This window comes from Mesorhizobium sp. WSM4821 (assembly GCF_055901555.1).
Genome location: NZ_CM148371.1, coordinates 2,962,219 through 2,979,457, shown reverse-complemented (window position 1 = coordinate 2,979,457; position 17,239 = coordinate 2,962,219). Strand labels below are relative to the sequence as shown.

The window sequence follows — 17,239 nt, the reverse complement described above, 5'->3', positions numbered from 1 at the left end:
GGATCAGCCTTGAATGCCGTCGCGGCCGACCACGGTCATCATCGTCCCGGTCATGGTGGCTATCAGCTTGGCCTCGCCGTCGGCGGCGAAGGCATAGGCCTGGCCATCGGCGACAATGATGGTGCGGCCGGGCTTCGTCACCGAGCCGCGGAACAGGAAGCGTTCGCCTCTGCCCGGCGCCAGCAGATTGACCTTGAATTCGATGGTCAGCACACTGGAGCTTTCCGGCATCAGCGAGAACGCCGCATAGCCGCAGGCCGAGTCCAGCGCCGTCGAGATGACGCCGGCATGGAGGAAGCCGTGCTGCTGGGTGAGCGCTGCCGAATAGGGCATTTCGATCTCGATGATGCCGGGAGTCACCAGCGTCAGTTCGGCGCCGATGGTCGCCATGGCGTTCTGGCGCGCGAAGGACGTCCTGACGCGATCCTCATAGTCGGGGGCGGGTACGATCTTTGCTGCCATGGCTTGTCACGCTCCTGTCGGAAAAGCTTATCGCAGAGGCATGAGCGGCAGGCAATCGCTATTGCTGCACTGCAGCAATCAGGTCCGCCGGCATGGCTCAGCCACCCTGGCGCAGCGCGCAGACGTAAAACCCATCGGTACCGCTTAGCGCCGGCGACAGCGAAATGCCGCCTGCGGCGCCGATACGCGCGGCCGCTTCATGGCCAGGAAAGCGGCTGTCCCAGAGCTGGCGGTGATCAACCGGAACAAAGCCGCTGTTACGATCCAGGAAGGCAGCGATCTGCTCGCCATTCTCCTCGTCGAACACCGAGCAGGTGATGTAGACCAGCAGCCCGCCCGGTTTGACGAAGGCTTTGGCTGCATCAAGGATCGCCGATTGCTCGCCCTTGCGTGCATCGAGTTGCTTCTGCGTCAGCCGCCATTTGGCGTCGGGCCGGCGCCGCCAGGTGCCGCTGCCGGTGCAGGGCGCATCGACCAGGACGATGTCCATGTGGCCCGAGAGCGGCTCGAGTTCCGCCGGCTTTGTGACGATTTGCACATTGCGGTTTTCCGAACGGCGGATGCGGTCGAAGATCGGCGCCAACCGCGCCTTTTCGGCATCGTGGGCAAAGACCTGGCCGCGATTGTCCATCGCCGCCGACAGCGCCAGCGTCTTGCCGCCGGCGCCGGCGCAAAAATCGAGGACCTGCATCCCGGCCTCCGCGCCAGCCAGCGTGGCGGCGATCTGCGAGCCTTCGTCCTGAACCTCGAACCAGCCTTTCTGGAAGGCCGGTTCCGCCTGCACGTTCGGATGCCTGCCGTCGCCCGCGATCGGCGAGATGCGGATGCCCTGCGGCGCGATCGGTGCGGCCCTGGCGCCGGTCTCGGCCAATTCGGCGAGCACCTTGCCGCGATCGGCCCGCAGCGTGTTGACCCTGAGGTCCAGCGGCGGGCGTGTCGCCAGTGCCGCGCCTTCGTCGACCCAGCTGGCGCCGAAGGCCTGCTCGAAAAGCGGTGCGCACCAATCGGGAATATCGGCCCGCACCGCCGACGGCGCATCGGCAAGCCTGCCATCGGCGACCGCCTTCAACTCGTCGGCGTTGAGCAGCGGCGGCGCGAACTTGTCGCCATCGAGCGCTTCGTTCAGCGACTGCGCCGTCTGGTCCCATTCAAGCAGCAGCGCGCCGAAAGCGACGGCGCGCGGCGTGTCTTCGCCCAGCAAAAACCCGGCCGAGCGTTTCCGGCGCAGCGCGTCATAAACGATGTTGCCGATCGCCGCGCGATCGCCGCCGCCGGCGAAGCGGTGCGACAGGCCCCAGTCCTTCAGCGCATCGGCCACCGGCCGGTGACGCCGGCCGATATCCTCCAGCACTTCGATGGCCGCCGCCAGCCGTCCGCCCAGTCTCATCTTTGTCTTCCGTTACTCAGCAAATTAATTTCCGGCCCTGCTCTTAGAGCTTTTCATGCCGTGATTGAAACAGTTCTGTTTGCCCGATGGCGAAACGACCATGCGGAAGGATGGCGTGTGTCCGTCGATGCTTCGCGAGCCGCCCCGACCAGGTGGGGCGCCAGCCGGCGAAAAATGAAACAATTCGATCAATACATGACAGGTCTCTAATGCGCACAACTGGCGCGCACAAGCACTCCGCGTGGAGCAACGCTGTGCTTTCCAAGTTTTTCGGTTGCGAATACTCTGCCCGCTGTGATTCGCGTCGCAGAAAAGGCGAGACCGCGGATCGATACGAGGAGAGGGCAATGAAGATTTATCTGGCGGAAGTTCTGGGCACATTTCTACTGGTGTTCATCGGTACGGCTTCGGTGGTGACGGGCGGCTTCGGCGGCGCGCTGCCGCTGGGCCAGGAAGGCATCGGTCTGGCATTCGGCATCGGCCTGATCGCGGCGGCCTATGCGATTGGCCCGATCTCGGGCGCGCATCTCAACCCGGCGGTGACGCTCGGCGTGTTCCTTGCCGGCCGGATGCAGGCCAAGGACGTTGTCCCCTATTGGATCGCGCAGATCATCGGCGCCATCATCGCGTCGCTGGCGCTGTGGATCATCGTCTCCGGACAGGTCGGCGGACACACCGGCGGCTTCGGCGCCAATGGCTGGGACGCGACGAAATGGGGCGTCAGCTCGGCGTTCCTTTGGGAATTGATCGGAACCTTCACCTTCGTGACGGTGATCCTCGGCGTCACCAGCGGCAGCCACGCGACGGCCTTTGCCGGCCTCGTCATCGGCCTGACGCTGGCGGGGCTGCACTTCGCCATCATTCCGGTGACCGGCACGTCGCTCAATCCGGCCCGCTCGATCGGCCCCGCGCTGTTTTCGGGCAGTGCGGCGATCGGCCAGCTCTGGCTGTTCATCGTCGCACCGCTGATCGGCGGCGCGATTGCCGGCGTGGTTGCCAAGACGCGGGTCTTCGAGAAAGACTGACGGCCGAGGCCTGAATCAAGAAAGGCGCGGGCCTAGCCCGCGCCTTTTTGTTTGGACAGAGCCTGGCTCAGGCGAGTTCGAAGCGATCGGCGTTCATCACCTTGGTCCACGCCGCCACGAAGTCGTTGGCAAATTTCTCCTTCGCATCCGCGGTCGCATAGACTTCCGCGAGCGCGCGCAGCTGGGAGTGTGAGCCGAAGATGAGGTCGGCGCGGGTGCCGGTCCACTTGAGTTCGCCCGTCGCCCGGTCGCGTCCTTCGAACACCTCCTTGGCGTCCGACGTCGCCTTCCACACCGTGCCCATGTCGAGCAGGTTGACGAAGAAGTCGTTCGTCAGCGTCTCAGGCTGCTTGGTGAAGACGCCGTGCTTCGACTGCCCGGCATTTGCGCCGAGAACGCGCAGACCGCCGACGAGGACCGTCATTTCAGGCGCCGTCAGCGTCAGCAACTGCGCCCGATCCACCAGGGCCTCCTCGGGCGACAGGTGCTGCCTGCCGCTGAGATAGTTGCGGAAACCATCGGCGGTCGGTTCGAGCGGGGCGAAGGAGTCGACGTCGGTCTGCTCCTGCGAAGCGTCCATCCGCCCTGGCGTGAACGGAACCTTCACGTCGTTGCCGGCGTCCTTCGCCGCCTTCTCGATCGCGGCGGCGCCGCCGAGAACGATCAGGTCGGCAAGCGAAACTTTCTTGTCACCGGACTGGGCAGCGTTGAACTCGTTGCGGATCGCTTCGAGCGTTTCCAGGACCGTCGCCAATTGAGCCGGCTGGTTGACGTCCCAGTCCTTCTGCGGCGCGAGACGAATGCGCGCTCCGTTGGCGCCACCGCGCTTGTCGGAGCCTCGGAAGGTCGAGGCGGACGCCCAGGCCGTCGAGACCAGCTGCGGCACCGAAAGACCGGAGCCGAGAATGCTGGCCTTCAGGGCGGCCACGTCCAGCTCGTCGACCAGCACATGGTCGACCGCCGGGATAGGATCCTGCCACGGCAGCTCCTCCTTGGGAACGAGCGGGCCGAGATAGCGAACGATCGGGCCCATGTCGCGGTGGGTCAGCTTGTACCACGCGCGGGCGAAGGCATCGGCGAACTGGTCCGGATTCTCATGGAAGCGCCGCGAGATCTTTTCGTAGGCAGGATCGAACCGCAGGGAGAGGTCGGTGGTCAGCATGGATGGCGCGTGACGCTTGGCCGCGTCGTGTGCATCCGGCACCGTGCGCGCGCCGGCGCCGCCCTTCGGCGTCCACTGGTGCGCGCCGGCCGGGCTCTTGGTCAGTTCCCATTCATAGCCGAACAAATTGTCGAAGAAGTTGTTGCCCCATTTTGTCGGCGTCGTGGTCCAGGTCACTTCCAGGCCGCTGCCGATTGCGTCACCGCCCTTGCCGGTGCCGAACGTGCTCGCCCAGCCAAGGCCCTGCTCCTCGATGCCGGCGGCTTCAGGCTCCGGGCCCACCAGCGCGGCATCGCCGGCACCGTGGGTCTTGCCGAAGGTGTGGCCGCCGGCGATGAGCGCGACGGTCTCCTCGTCGTTCATGGCCATGCGCGCGAAGGTCTCGCGGATATCGCGCGCCGCGGCGAGCGGATCCGGATTGCCGTTCGGCCCCTCCGGATTGACGTAGATCAGGCCCATCTGCACGGCGGCGAGCGGGTTCTGGAGATCGCGTTCGCCGCTGTAGCGCTCGTCCGCCAGCCACTTGCCTTCGGGACCCCAGTAGATGTCCTGTTCGGGCTCCCAGACATCGGCGCGCCCGCCGGCGAAACCGAACGTCTTGAAGCCCATCGATTCCAGCGCGACGTTGCCGGTGAGAATCATCAGGTCGGCCCAGGAGATTTTGCGGCCGTATTTCTGCTTGATCGGCCACAGCAGCCGGCGGGCCTTGTCGAGGTTAACGTTATCAGGCCAGCTGTTGAGCGGCGCGAAGCGCTGCTGGCCGGCTCCGGCGCCGCCGCGGCCGTCGCCGATGCGGTACGTGCCGGCGCTGTGCCAGGCCATGCGGATGAACAGCGGCCCGTAATGGCCGAAGTCGGCCGGCCACCACTCCTGCGAGTCGGTCATCAGGGCATACAGGTCCTTGATCACGGCGTTCAGGTCGATGCTTTTGAATTCCTTGGCGTAATCGAACGCCTCGCCCATAGGATCGGACAGGGCGGACTGCTGGTGGAGAATTTGGACGTTTAGCTGGTTCGGCCACCAGTCGCGGTTGCCCCTGGCAATGGTTGCGTGCACGACCGGGCATTTGCCCGCGCTGGGATCATCAGTCTTTGCGTCCATCGTTCTCTCTCCGATTTGCTGACTTTTCCGGGCGGACCGCAAGCCGCGCCACTCTGGAATGGTTCCAGACTAGGGCGCATTGCCGATAAAGACAAATTGCCTTTCCTGTTTGTTCTGATAGGTTTTCCTTATGATAGGTCTCACCGTCCGGCAGATGCACTATTTCGAGGCGCTGGCGCAGACGCTGCATTTCGGCCGCGCGGCGAAGCTCGCCGGCGTCAGCCAGCCGGCGCTGTCCTCGCAGATCGCGGAGATGGAGTTGCGGCTCAACTGCCGGCTGTTCGAGCGCGGCGGCAAATCGGTGCGGATGACCGACGAGGCTCTGGCCATGCTGCCGCGCATCGAGCGCATTCTTGCCGACATCCGCGAGATCGAGACCACGGCCCGGCGCGGCCGGCCGGCGATGGAAGGCCGCTTCCGGCTCGGCATCATCCCGACGGTGGCGCCCTATCTGCTACCGCATGTGCTGCCGGAGCTGAAACGGCATTTCCCGGCCTTGCAGCTCGAGTTGCGCGAAGCGGTGACCGCCTCGCTGGTCGAGGACACCACCACGGGGCGGCTCGACGCCTTCATCGCGGCCCTTCCCCTCGATCAGCCCGGCCTGATCACCGAAGAGCTCTTCTGCGATCGGTTCTTCCTTGCCGTGCCGATCGGCGATCCCGCCTTCGCCTCGCCGCCGGTTCCCCCGGAAAGCCCGGCGCTGGAAAGGCTGATGCTGTTGGAGGAAGGCCATTGCCTGCGCGAACAGGCGCTCGCCGTCTGCGGCAGCGTGCGGCCGGTGGCGATGGCAAGCTACGGCGCGACCAGCCTGACGACGCTGCTGCAGATGGTGGCGCACGGGCTCGGCGTCACGCTCATCCCGGAAATGGCGGCGGGGCCGGCCAGCACTATCCCTGACCTGAAGATCGTTCCGTTCCAGGAGCCGATGCCGCAACGCACGATCTGCCTCGCCTGGCGACGCAACAAGGTGCGTCACGACGAATGCGTGGAACTGGCGAAGATTATTCGCGGGCTGGGTGAGGCGGTGCTGGCGGCGTGAGGACCATTACCAGTTTTCGGGTTAGGCGTCCGTCTTCCAAAGACTCTGATCGGGCAGCGCCCGTCAGCTCATCCGAAAGCCTCGATTAGGGGGACTTGAATGGCCGCAACCGCTTTCTTTGCGGTTGTGGCTATTCGATCATTTGATCTTCTTCGCCTGATCGGATGGATGTCCAGGATGGCCTCGCGGTCAGGAAGTTCACCGGCGATGTCCGAGGCCATGTCCGTGAGCATGATGCCCGGCTGTATTCACAGTGATGTTGCGGGGGCCGAGGCGCGCGCGATCCCTTGGCATATCCGGCGAGTGCCCATTTGGTTCCGGTATAGTCGGCGACCCCGGCTAAGGGCACGACGGAGCCAAGGCGAGAACCGATAAAAATGATCCGCCCCATCGCTCAGCCTGGGCGCTGCCGCCCGCGTGTTGGCATTCGTGCCCAGGACCCACGCTCTATTCTGCATTCACGCCGAACCCATCCGCCAGGCTTGATTGAGTATCGGGCCACCGGCGAAGCGATGCTTCGCGGAGCGGTTCGAGAGGACAAAGGCAGAGGGTGATCTTCCCGAAACCGCCGACTGCGCAACCCTGGCCGCGTATGTCATGGCAGCGACACACGGCCTGGCCGTGCAGGCAAAAGCTGGTTTCCGTCGTGAAGTTCTCCAGGCGGTGGCCGAGCAAGCCTTGGCTGGCTGGCCAGAGAATGCCCGCTCGGCAGCTACCCATGGTTCTTGAGTTATAAGGTTGGCCGAGCTGTAGGATCGTCGGCTACTGCGCCAGAAGCGGCCGTCGATGCTCAGAAATCGGCTTCCTCGAAATATTTGGCTCCAGCCATGTGTTCGACGGTCCGCTCTTGTAGCGGCTGTCGGCGCGCTTCGAGATGATGCTCTCGAGCCCCATCTTCTCGATGGCGCGAAAGATCGCTAGCGCACTACCCTCGAAATGCTCGCTGTACTGGATCTTATGGGGGCCGTGCTCAATCAGTTGCCACAGCGCCTGCTTGCGCTGCAACAGGGGCAAGGAGGCTAGATTGCGACCATCGAGATGGAGGATGTCGAACGCGACGAACACCAGCCGGCTCGGTTCGTTCCAAATCGTGGCTTCCAGCGCAGGGCAATCGGGAGCGCCCTGCTCGCCTGACACAATGACCTCGCCGTCGATAATGGCAGCCCGGCATGGCAGCTCGACAGCCAGCGCGATTGGCCAGTACTTCGTGGTCCAGTCACGACCGTTCTTGCTGTAAAGACGCACGCCGCCTTTGTCGATGATGATCTGCGTTCGGTAGCCGTCAAGATTGACCTCGTGAACCCATCCCTCATCTCCGGGCGGCTCCTTGACCCGAGTCGGGATCTGCGGCGGAACGAACTCCAGCCAGCCGCCGTTCACCTTGGCACGCTTACTCAATGACGCCACCTCTTTTACTGACAGCGACGGCTATCGGCACAGGCAGCCGGACATCCCCCCAACCGGAACGCCTGCCGCCTGTGCCGAGCCCCCGCCAAGCCACTGTGGCCGAGCCCCCGCCAAGCCATCCCCAACATCTACGAACGAGGCCGGATTGTCGTTACCTTCGAATCCTAATACTTATCTTGGCGTACATATCTCGCTCGGTGCGGGGCACTTGCACCGTCCCGACTGGCCCATCCGGATTGCCGCCAGCCCACGCAGTCCGGGGACTTGGTCAGTTCATCAAAAGCACCACGGCGGGATGCAGCTTCTTCAGATTCGGCAATGATTTCGATTGCCAGGGTATGTCGGGCGTTCCACGCACGATGAGTCGAACATCGGGATGCTTGCGCACCTCGATGGTGAATTTCGCCAAGAGGTTAATGCCTGAAGAATTGAGAAATTCAAGGTCCGTTAAATTGAGCGTGATAGAAGTAGGTTTCGAGTCAAGAACCTTCATCAACAAAGACAAAATTGGCGCGTAGGCCTCAGAACTGGCCAACCTCATGACGCCATCAAAAAAAACTTCGCTCGCTTCGCTCCACACGCGATATTGTGCTGTCGTTATTTCCATGTTGTGAGTTCGTTTCATTTAGTTATTAGTTGTGAATTTGCGTAATCGGAATCGAAGCATATGTTTCCAGGCAAACCAAATCCCTTTCATCGGCTGGGCCGAAGATCCAGGCCAGACTCGCGCCATAGTCGCTCATCAACGTTAGCAATCCAAGACCGGAACGTGTCGTCTCAGGGTCCGCGGCATTCGCTTCGATCCGTTGAATCAGGAGTTCACCCGGATCACCGACTGTGATCTCCGACAGAAGATTTTGGAATCCAACGGTGGTTTCACCATCGACAACGTTCGAGACCTTGACCTTGAAATTTTCTGAGTCGATGGCCGCCTCGATGGTGATCTCGCCCGGTGCACGAAACTTGACCGCATTTTCGATGAGTTCGTTGACCAGATAGCCGATGCTGTGTCTTACTTGCCTGTGGTCGTTGCGAGATGGCAGAAAGCGCAGGGCGTAAAGGTCTGCGATGAAGTCCGAGGTCGTAGCGCAATGATGCCAACTCAGGTCGAGAGGTCCGTCGAACAGTCGCACGCGACTGGCGCTCTTTCCCATTCCGATTGCAAGGTCGGCTGTTCCGAACAGTGTGGTCATTCCTACTTGTGCCTCATGATCACGAGAGTGATGTCATCGTGGATTTTCTGAGTTCCGATATGGGCCATCAGATCCTCAATAATTCCAGTTTTGATCTCCTCGGCGCTCCCGCGGTAATAGTGGCGTGCGCTGAAGCAAAGGCGTTCTAAACCGAACAGTTCGCCACCCTGATCTTCCGCTTCGGTTACGCCATCGGTGTGGAGCACGATCACGTCGCCACTGTTGAACGGAATGTCGCGTGTTGCGATGAACGGCAAGATGTCACGTTCGAGGCCGATCGGCAGACCCAGATCGATCGTTTCGATCCGCTCGATGTCTCCGTTTGCACGAACGACAAGAACCTCCTCGTGCTGCCCTGACAGGGTCACCTGCTCATTCTCAAAGTCAAGAAAGGCTAGAGAGAGATGCTTGTCGGTGCTGGTCCGTTCGATGTTTTTATAGATAGCTCTGTTCAGTCGATCGAGGAACTGACGTGGGTTGTCCTCGCCAGTCTCCTGCAGCGCGCGCGCGACGGATTGAACCATCAGCATCAGCACACCGCTCGCCAGTCCATGACCTGTCACATCGCCGATCCCGATCTTGACGCGCGACCCTTCTTGCAGGACGTCGTAGTAGTCGCCGCCTACTTCGTCGGCCGGCCGCATATAGGCGGCGATTTCTACCCCTGGGATCGCTTCGAGTTCGCTGGCTCTCGGCAGAACCATCATCTGGATCTGCTTGGCAACTGCAAGCTCTGCACCAAGGCGGACATTCTCATCTCGCAATTTGCCGTTGAGGGCGGAGATCTCTTGATTTGCGTCTTCAAGCTCCTTCGTTCTTTCATCAACGAGTTGCTCAAGGTTTTCCGTATGGAAGCTGATCTGCTCTGCCATCCGGTTGAACGCGTCCCCGACCTCTCCAACTTCGTCGCGCGTCGGAATGCTTACCCGGACTGAGTAATCTTTCGCCTGCAGCCGCTTGGCGGCTCCGGCAAGCGCACTGAGGCCTGCAGTGATCCGCTTTGAAATTCCGAAGACAGCCGCAAAGACGATCAGGAGCGAAACGATAATTGCGATGACCTGGGTAATCAGAATCCGGTTGGTCGCGCTCGAAATGCTCTGCTGCGCGGCAAGGAGGGAAGCATAGATTTCCCGTTCGGGGACGACGAAGCCAAGCATCAGGGTTTCGGCCGTGATGGACCCCTTACTATTCCAGAGATTGACTGCGTTTAGCCGGCGAAGTGCGACGATGTAAGGTTCGGCTCTGCCGTTCTCCTCAATCGAAATATGCTTGATAACCGTCTTTTCGTCGGCGGGAAGTTCGAGCGCTGCGACGGTCGCGTGCGCACTCCTTTTGAGCGAGCGGTCGAGGCCGGTAACGCCTTGACCTGCCGCACCACTCGCGATCTTGAGCCCGAGCGTTTTCTCGCCTTCAGTCTTGATCGCGAGAACATTACCATTTGACATGGTGAGAAAACCGAAGCCCGTATCGGCGACCTTCACGCTTTCAACGATGTCAGCGAGCTGATCGAGCGTCACGTCGGCAGCGACCATGCCGGCGACGTCACTGCGGTCTTTCGTCCAGAGCGGGTGGAAGAAGCTCACGATGAGCTTGCCGGTAATCGCGTCGATATAAGGAGCAGTCGCGGTGATGTCATCGCCCTTTACAGGGCGCGAATCCGGCTCACTGATCCAGCCCTCCCAGCCTTCATAGACGCCAGGAAAGAAGAAATCCCAGAAATTTTCGTTGTTGTGGCCCGGATAGAGTTTGTCGAAGGTCTGCGCCTGATCGGAATAAGGTGTCGTGCGCATTATCGGTGCCGACTTCGGCCCAACGAAGTAGACCTGCAGCTTCTTCGCGCCTGTTGCCATCTGGCTCGTGCCAAAAATATCGAAGACTGCACTCTCCTGGATGTCGCGGAGAATTTCGGGCTTCGGTTGGTGATCGGCGGAGAGGAGATATCCCCAGACACTCATGACTGAAGGTGACCCTTGGCGGGTCTGCACCCAGTTTCCTGTGGCGTCATATACAAGCGGCGCATTAAAATAGGGGTTCTTCGCCAGCGCCTTGCCGATCGCATCTTTCGCTTCCGGATAATCGATTAGTCTCTGCATGGAGCCTGCAAGTGCGGTCACCTCGGAGTGCATACGGTCGAAGAGGAGATCGGCGCGCAGCGCCGTCGTCTCGATGTAGTTCTGGAGGTATTCTTGGGTAGCCTTGGTGAGGCCGCTCTCGATCTGCTGCGTCGCGTCTCGGGAAAGGCGGTTCACGTTCCACAGGGCGACGCTGCCGCCGACGAGGAGATCGAAGAGCACCGCCCCACCTACAATGATCATGAATTTCGCGCGGAAGCTGTTTAGGTGCAAGACGGACCAGGGTCTAGGCGGAGTTACATCCGAGTCGGTCATAGTGGCTTGCGTCCCGATGCAGCCCAGATCGGCCAGCCTGCATAGCCCTTGGGGTGGAGCGCAGCGAAGATATGATCCTGGAAACCCTGTCGGAACCGTCTGATAAATGGCGGTGGGTCACCTCGCTTGGTCGCCATCTCGCCCGCATAGACGTTCTCCCATGCCGCGATGACATCCGCGAAGTCCTGCGGATCGCCGTCGCGGTTGGTGACCATGAAGGATTCGACTTGAATGTCTTCGAATCCCGCTTCGATCAGGTACCGTCGGCTCTTGGGGCCAAGCTCGATATCCATATGGAAGTGCGCCCAGAGCTTGGCGACTTCGTTATAGGTCCACTGGATGCTGTCGGCACGCGGTTCGCCCAGACAGTGCGAGTTCTTTTCATTTGTGATGTAGACGCGTCCGCCCGGCTTGCAGATGCGGAAGAGTTCTTTGAGGATCAGCTCGGGGCTATTGAACACCTGCAGCGAATGGCGGCACGTGACGAGGTCGAACTGATCGTCCTCAAGCAGCATTTCTGACGCATCGCCATAAGTGTACTCAATCCCCTTGATGTCGAACTCCGCCGCCACATTTCGCGCATAGGCGAGGCTTGTCCTAGCGTGATCGAGGGCGACGATCCGCGACGGCTCGAACTCCCTCTGCACGAGCACGGCGAAATCCCCGATTCCGCAACAGATGTCAGCCATGACAATACCGGGTTGCATGCCATGTCGCGGCAGAATTGTGCGCTCGTGACGCCAGGTCAACTTCGTCTGTGTGCGGAGGATCGGAATAAACCCGCCGTCTTCAAGGAAGGTCTGTGCCGGATAAAACTCGCTGTCATACTCCTCAACCGTGATGTTTGGTTCAATTCCGCTCAAGCGACCGAATTTTCGCGTCGTCCATCCGACGACGCTTGACGTGATGACCACAAATTTTAGATCGGGTCGCGCGCGACAGGCGTCAATGATGACCCGCGAGAAGGCGTGAAACGCGGTGTTGTTCATTTGCGTCAGGCGCCTGATGTTCACATATAGTATACCGCGCACACGATCGATGGAGTCCTTCAACAGGGCAATGCTGGGCGCTAGCTCATCAATTGACTGAGGCCGCACTATCCCTGAAATAGAGAACTCCTGATCGTTGATGTCGTATTGCGTTTCGAAACGCGGGAAAGGGTAATGGTTCAATTTGGCAGGCCCTCAAGCGGAAGATCCACGACAAGCGTGATCGTATCAGCGCCGGCTTCATCGAGTCGGATTGTTGCGTTGTAGTCAACGGCCAGTTCCAAGAGTACGACTTCACGGCTGGGCGCGAGGTCCCCCGACACCGAATTGAGGTATCGCTCTCTGACCTCGGATCCTGCGACTAGCGACACGGCTTCTTCATAGAATTGGCGCTCTTCCGGCACGCAAGGGAATGTCAATTCGATCCTATCCGTCGCGCCATGGCGAGACACCCTGCATGCCAATTCGCCGTCAGCATGGCGCGTACGAAAGGCGACTTCCAGCAATTCGTTAAAGGCAGAAGAAAAGAGATTTGAATGCCGAACCGAGTCTGATCTACTTTGACTGATCATACGGGCCATGTAGGTCGAGACATAATCGCAGTGTCTCCAAGCAGTGACGAAAGTTCTTATTTCCATGTCGATCTGGACCATGGGCGCAAAAGTCGGTGCGCCAGCCAGCTCTTGATGAACAGATCCCATCGGCATCCCTCCCTTGTTCCATCAGTATTGGCCCTCGCGCGGTGATGGCCTCCGCGACGAAGAATTTCACCACGCGCCGTGATGAGTCACTCTCGCACCGACTCGAAGAATTGTGCGGTATCTGCCTCGATCGTTCTCACAAATCTCCACTTCAGCGTTAACAAAGGGTGCAAGGCGCTTATTCCTGGAAAAGTGCGCAGCGATTTTCCGTCCGGAATTGCGTAAAAACAAACACTTAGAGCGGACCGGCGGTTCAATCGAAAGCTGAACCGCCCTAAACTGCCCGATTTGATTCCTCCACCGCTCGCACCAACCTCAGTGGGGACCGTCTGATGAAATCGCTGGTTGCCTCGGCTCCGAGCGGCCGTCCCAGAAAATTACCTTGCAGGCAATCGCAATTCTCCTTGATCAGCCACCGGGCCTGCGCCGACGTCTCGACCCCCTCGGCGGTGACGCTTATTCCCAGGCCGTGCGCCAGATTTATGATCGATCGCACGATCGTCTGGCTTTTGAGGTCAGTCGTCAGGTCCGCAATGAAGTACTGATCTATCTTCAACGTATCGAAGGGGAAGTTTTTAAGATAGCTCAATGATGAATAGTATGTTCCAAAATCATCGAGCGATATTCGTATTCCCAAGACGTTTAGAGTGTTTAATGTGTCGATATTGTCGATCGTCTTCTCGAGAAGAACCGTCTCGGTTATCTCGAGTTCAAGTCGGTCGGCGCGGATTCCAACTGCGTCGATGATCTGAGCGACTGTGTCCGTCAGCGTACCGCCGAGGAACTGAGCCGGCGACAGGTTCACTGCGACCGTCACCGAGGAAGGCCACGTCAATGCCTGACGACAGGCTTCCTCGAGCACCCATCGTCCAATCGCGTCCATCAGACCGTCGGCTTCGGCGATCGGTATGAACACGCTGGGTGGAATGATTCCGATCTCGGGGTGCCGCCACCGCAGTAGCGCTTCGAAACCGATCACCGACGCGGGAGACCGAATGAGCGGCTGATACTCGAGATAAAGCTCGCCGCGTTCCAGCGCGGTTCGAAGGCTGCGCCTCAGATTCTCGCGCTGCTCAAGCAGGAGCAGCATCGAGCGGTTGAACGTTCGAGCGCAACCGCGGCCATCCGTCTTGGCCGCGTAAAGAGCAATGTCCGCGGCTTTCATCAGCTGCTCGCCATCGGTCCCGTGCTCCGGCCCGAAAGCAATTCCGATACTCGAGCCGACGAAGACGGGAATGCCGTTGATGACGAACGGCTCCTTGAACGCGTCGACCAGCAACCCTGCGAGGCGCTCGGCTTCCGCGGGCTGATCCTTTCCCAATTGGATGACGGCGAACTCATCGCCGGCATATCGGTACGCGGATTCGCCGTCCTGCAGCGCATCGCGGATTCGACCAGCCGCGAGCTGGAGAAGCGTGTCGCCTGCTCCATGACCGAGCGTGTCGTTGACCGCTTTGAAATCGTCAAGGTCGATCTGCAGCAGGGCGGCTTTCAGCTTTGGTCCGCCGATGGCCGCCAGTGCCTGCTGCAGCCGCTCGCCGAATCGCCGCCGGTTCTGCAGTCCGGTCAGCACATCGTGCGTCGCCTGGTGGAGTAGAATAACATGCTCCTGCTCCTCCGCTGCGCTCCGCCCGCCGTGCCCCCTTGATTCGATGATTCCGACACCATTCGCAGTGCCGAAGACGAAAACGGAGCGGGGCCCTTCGCCCGATGATCGCGGCAGGTCGATGCTTGCCGGAGAACCGCCGTGGAATACACGAAGAAATTCGTCGCGATACCTCGCATCGAGGAAGCTCGGATAGACCTCCCAGACGGCGACGCCGGCGGCCACTGCGCCTCCGTACACGCCTTTGAGCCTGGCTGCGTAGTGCGTCAGTTGGAAGTCGCGGTCATAGAACGACAAGAGTTCGGTCGTGTTCGCCAAAAGGTCAGCGAGAAGCGCTTCGCCGGCACGAGGACCATCGCTCGAGGAAGACCCATCACTCTCCGTGCCGACACCTGATGCCTCTGGGTGCAAGAGCCACCTCCATAGGCGGTGCAGAATCGCGTCCCCCAGTCTAGAAATAGCATAACTGACAAGCTTGGCAAACTTTCGAACCGCATTCTCAACAAGCGCCGCGTGCGGCGTAATTGCAATGCCTGCTCCGCTTCGATTAGCGACAAATTATTGATAATGATAGAAAGTCACGGTTTGCTAATATATCGGGAAATCGTGAGAATACAGCTATATGATTGATGCCGCGCTGGACGGGATTCGAATATTGTGTCCATGAGGCGGCGCGGCCTTCCCGGCAAGCCTGTTTTGATCCCGCGGCATCTCAAAAAAATCGCCCGATCCTGGACTCAGCTTCCGAGCGCTTTTAACCAACCTTCAAAGGACGAGGTCTTCTCGTGTTCCGAAGGCGAGACTGAGTAGAAGGGGCGCGGCAACACCACTGAATTTCGGACTTCGCGGGGGCTGTAACCGAATTCCTTGCTGAATGCCCGGCTGAAATTAGCCGCTGAACTAAACCCGACTGCTTCGGCGATAGTGACAATGCGCCGGCTGTCCACCGGATCGCTGAGCGCGACATGGGCCGCCAGAAGCCGGCGACTTTGTATGTAATGGAGAACACCGCCGCTCGGTTCGAACAACTGATAGAGGCGAGAGCGCGAGACGCCGAGCGCCCGGCACATTGAATCCGGCGTCAGATGAGCCGCATCCAGATTGTTGTGGACGTATCGACGCGCCCGCTCCATCAGCGCGACACTCGCCAACTGTTCGGTCGCCGCGGCATGTTCCGCCGGGGGCGAGAGGCAGGCAATGATCATGCTGCGTGTCGCGTGTACGATGCGGGGCAGATCGTCAACCGTGAGACTGCGCAGTCTTGCTTCGACGCTGTTAAGGTAGTCGAGCAAGAGGTCGGCAAAGTTGCCGGACAGAATTGAATTGTTCCTTGCGTCCAGGCTTGTGGTCGCATCGGCGAACAAGTCGCGCGGCAAATAGACGAAGAGACTTTCGGATTCCGTCGTCCTCCCGCGAAACGGGTAGCCAAGCGATCTGATCTCCAACTTGCCCGGCGGGTTTTCCGCGACGCGGCGATCGACCTCCGTCCACGACCGGCCAGTATGTGGCACAGCGATGTACCAATGATCGATAGAGCTGGACCGAAGCTTCGCGGCAGAACGCACATAGCTATGTGCCGGTGCGCGCTGCTGAACGATCAACATGCCGCCGAGGTTCCAAGTGGTGTGGGCGGCGGGAAAGCCATCCTCGAGCGATTTGTCATCCGGCAAGTTGACCTCGACGAGCGGCGCCATATGCGCCTGCCAAGCGGCGAATTGATCCTCTGGCGCCAGTTCGAGCGTTGAAAAGAGCAAAGGTACGAGTGCCGGTGCGAGTGACGGGGCAGCCTCATTGTTGGCTTGAACGTCGCGCGGCCAACGACGTCGATCACGCTTCGGCGCCTGCCTCGCAAGCGCCTCGTCCTGCCTCTTAGCGTTCATCGCGTGGTGCCATATCCGATTCGGGTATGCCCAACCCGCCTCAATCATGTGGTGTACCACAGGCATCTGGCAAGACTAGCGGAACGCGAGTCCACAGAAGCGGTCATCGCGCCGGATTGCATAAGAAATGCATTCGGAGATAAGTTTCTGGATGCGGCGCTAACGACACTCTTCAACCTGATGCGTATAGATCTGGCATCATGAAAGCGTAGTTGAGGAGACAACGAGATGAACGCTAAGCTCAAAGGAGAAGCTCGCCGCAAGATCATTCTTGACGGATACTTTAATAACGAACCTTTGAAAGATATTGCCGCCAAAGTCGGATGCTCACTGGCGAGTCTAAAGGTTAGCGCCAGTAAACTCGGCTGCACTCGGACCCCAAGGGCGGCGGCTGAATTCCGACGCGGCTTCCATGTCCCCGAACACAAACGGGAAGACTACTACCAGCTGATGATCGCTGGGCAGTACAAGGCCAGCGAGTGCGCGCAGATCTTAGGACTCTTGACGATGCAATCATCGGGGGCCGAGTAGTCGTACTACAATTCTGTCGACGAAGTCGTCCCTCAGGCATCCCATCGGCTCAGCGGTTCATCAGCAGGAAGCCCACCGCAAAGCACGGGTCACAGGCCCTGAAAGGTTCGCACAGATGCTGCGTCGGCGTTTCAATCGCACCTGCCTCAGCCCTCACGACTTGGCTATCTGCGAACGCGTATTTAACAAGGTCTGCGCGGATGAAAATCTCGACCCGTTGGAGCCGGACGCTGAAATTCTGGCGGTGATGGTTGTGGCCTTCTTTCGAAATGCTGCCACTAGCGAGCGTGAACTGCTGGAGACTGTCAGGTCTCGACGGCAAAAGGGCGCGGGAACCGCGCATTAGTCCAAGTCGTCCAACGGTGCGCG

The 17,239-nt window shown here is 60.1% G+C and carries 15 protein-coding genes and 1 pseudogene; 5 read left to right on the top strand and 11 right to left on the bottom strand.

Annotated elements, in window-relative coordinates:
- Positions 1-3: 3 nt before the first annotated feature.
- The gene (locus AC0NID_RS14400) at positions 4-462 is read right to left on the bottom strand and encodes a PaaI family thioesterase (protein ID WP_126043597.1); all 459 of its coding nucleotides are present in this window, start codon (positions 460-462) and stop codon (positions 4-6) included.
- A gap of 97 nt (positions 463-559) precedes the next feature.
- The gene (locus AC0NID_RS14395; protein WP_473454608.1) at positions 560-1,849 is read right to left on the bottom strand and encodes an RsmB/NOP family class I SAM-dependent RNA methyltransferase; all 1,290 of its coding nucleotides are present in this window, start codon (positions 1,847-1,849) and stop codon (positions 560-562) included.
- 347 nt (positions 1,850-2,196) lie between these two features.
- On the opposite strand from AC0NID_RS14395, the gene AC0NID_RS14390 reads away from it, so the two are divergent.
- On the top strand, positions 2,197-2,874 hold the full coding sequence (locus AC0NID_RS14390) for an MIP/aquaporin family protein (protein ID WP_473454607.1): 678 nt from the start codon (positions 2,197-2,199) through the stop codon (positions 2,872-2,874).
- 67 nt (positions 2,875-2,941) lie between these two features.
- Here the strand turns inward: AC0NID_RS14390 and katG are convergent, their stop codons facing one another.
- A complete protein-coding gene (gene katG / locus AC0NID_RS14385; RefSeq protein ID WP_473454606.1) occupies positions 2,942-5,137 on the bottom strand; it encodes a catalase/peroxidase HPI in 2,196 nt (731 codons plus the stop codon).
- A 130-nt stretch (positions 5,138-5,267) separates the two neighbouring features.
- On the opposite strand from katG, the gene AC0NID_RS14380 reads away from it, so the two are divergent.
- Together AC0NID_RS14380 and AC0NID_RS14375 are read left to right on the top strand one after the other, a co-directional pair.
- Entirely contained in the window at positions 5,268-6,176 is a 909-nt protein-coding gene (locus AC0NID_RS14380) for a hydrogen peroxide-inducible genes activator (protein WP_473454605.1), read from the top strand.
- Positions 6,177-6,638: 462 nt separating this feature from the next.
- A pseudogene (locus tag AC0NID_RS14375) lies at positions 6,639-6,905 on the top strand (TetR/AcrR family transcriptional regulator); the annotation flags it as partial.
- A 33-nt stretch (positions 6,906-6,938) separates the two neighbouring features.
- Here AC0NID_RS14375 and AC0NID_RS14370 read toward each other — a convergent pair.
- From AC0NID_RS14370 to AC0NID_RS14335, 8 genes are all read right to left on the bottom strand, one after another.
- Entirely contained in the window at positions 6,939-7,556 is a 618-nt protein-coding gene (locus tag AC0NID_RS14370) for an ATP-dependent DNA ligase (protein WP_473454604.1), read from the bottom strand.
- Between the two features lie 295 nt (positions 7,557-7,851).
- On the bottom strand, positions 7,852-8,190 hold the full coding sequence (locus AC0NID_RS14365) for a slr1659 superfamily regulator (protein WP_473454603.1): 339 nt from the start codon (positions 8,188-8,190) through the stop codon (positions 7,852-7,854).
- Positions 8,191-8,215: 25 nt separating this feature from the next.
- On the bottom strand, positions 8,216-8,776 hold the full coding sequence (locus tag AC0NID_RS14360; RefSeq protein WP_473454602.1) for a slr1658 superfamily regulator: 561 nt from the start codon (positions 8,774-8,776) through the stop codon (positions 8,216-8,218).
- A 2-nt stretch (positions 8,777-8,778) separates the two neighbouring features.
- Positions 8,779-11,091, bottom strand: a complete 2,313-nt coding sequence (locus tag AC0NID_RS14355; RefSeq protein WP_473454601.1) for a SpoIIE family protein phosphatase — start codon at positions 11,089-11,091, stop codon at positions 8,779-8,781.
- A gap of 68 nt (positions 11,092-11,159) precedes the next feature.
- The gene (locus AC0NID_RS14350; protein WP_473454600.1) at positions 11,160-12,335 is read right to left on the bottom strand and encodes a methyltransferase domain-containing protein; all 1,176 of its coding nucleotides are present in this window, start codon (positions 12,333-12,335) and stop codon (positions 11,160-11,162) included.
- The gene (locus AC0NID_RS14345) at positions 12,332-12,853 is read right to left on the bottom strand and encodes a ubiquinone biosynthesis methyltransferase UbiE (protein ID WP_473454599.1); all 522 of its coding nucleotides are present in this window, start codon (positions 12,851-12,853) and stop codon (positions 12,332-12,334) included. The genes AC0NID_RS14350 and AC0NID_RS14345 overlap by 4 nt, the downstream gene beginning before the upstream one ends.
- A gap of 274 nt (positions 12,854-13,127) precedes the next feature.
- Positions 13,128-14,777: a putative bifunctional diguanylate cyclase/phosphodiesterase gene (locus AC0NID_RS14340; RefSeq protein ID WP_473454643.1), complete on the bottom strand. Its 1,650-nt coding sequence runs from the start codon at positions 14,775-14,777 to the stop codon at positions 13,128-13,130.
- 419 nt (positions 14,778-15,196) lie between these two features.
- Positions 15,197-16,339 (bottom strand): helix-turn-helix domain-containing protein, encoded by a 1,143-nt coding sequence (locus AC0NID_RS14335; RefSeq protein WP_473454641.1) that lies wholly within the window; start codon positions 16,337-16,339, stop codon positions 15,197-15,199.
- A 228-nt stretch (positions 16,340-16,567) separates the two neighbouring features.
- On the opposite strand from AC0NID_RS14335, the gene AC0NID_RS14330 reads away from it, so the two are divergent.
- Together AC0NID_RS14330 and AC0NID_RS14325 are read left to right on the top strand one after the other, a co-directional pair.
- The gene (locus AC0NID_RS14330) at positions 16,568-16,870 is read left to right on the top strand and encodes a hypothetical protein (RefSeq protein WP_473454598.1); all 303 of its coding nucleotides are present in this window, start codon (positions 16,568-16,570) and stop codon (positions 16,868-16,870) included.
- Positions 16,871-16,985: 115 nt separating this feature from the next.
- On the top strand, positions 16,986-17,216 hold the full coding sequence (locus tag AC0NID_RS14325) for a hypothetical protein (protein WP_473454597.1): 231 nt from the start codon (positions 16,986-16,988) through the stop codon (positions 17,214-17,216).
- The last annotated feature ends 23 nt before the right edge of the window (positions 17,217-17,239 follow it).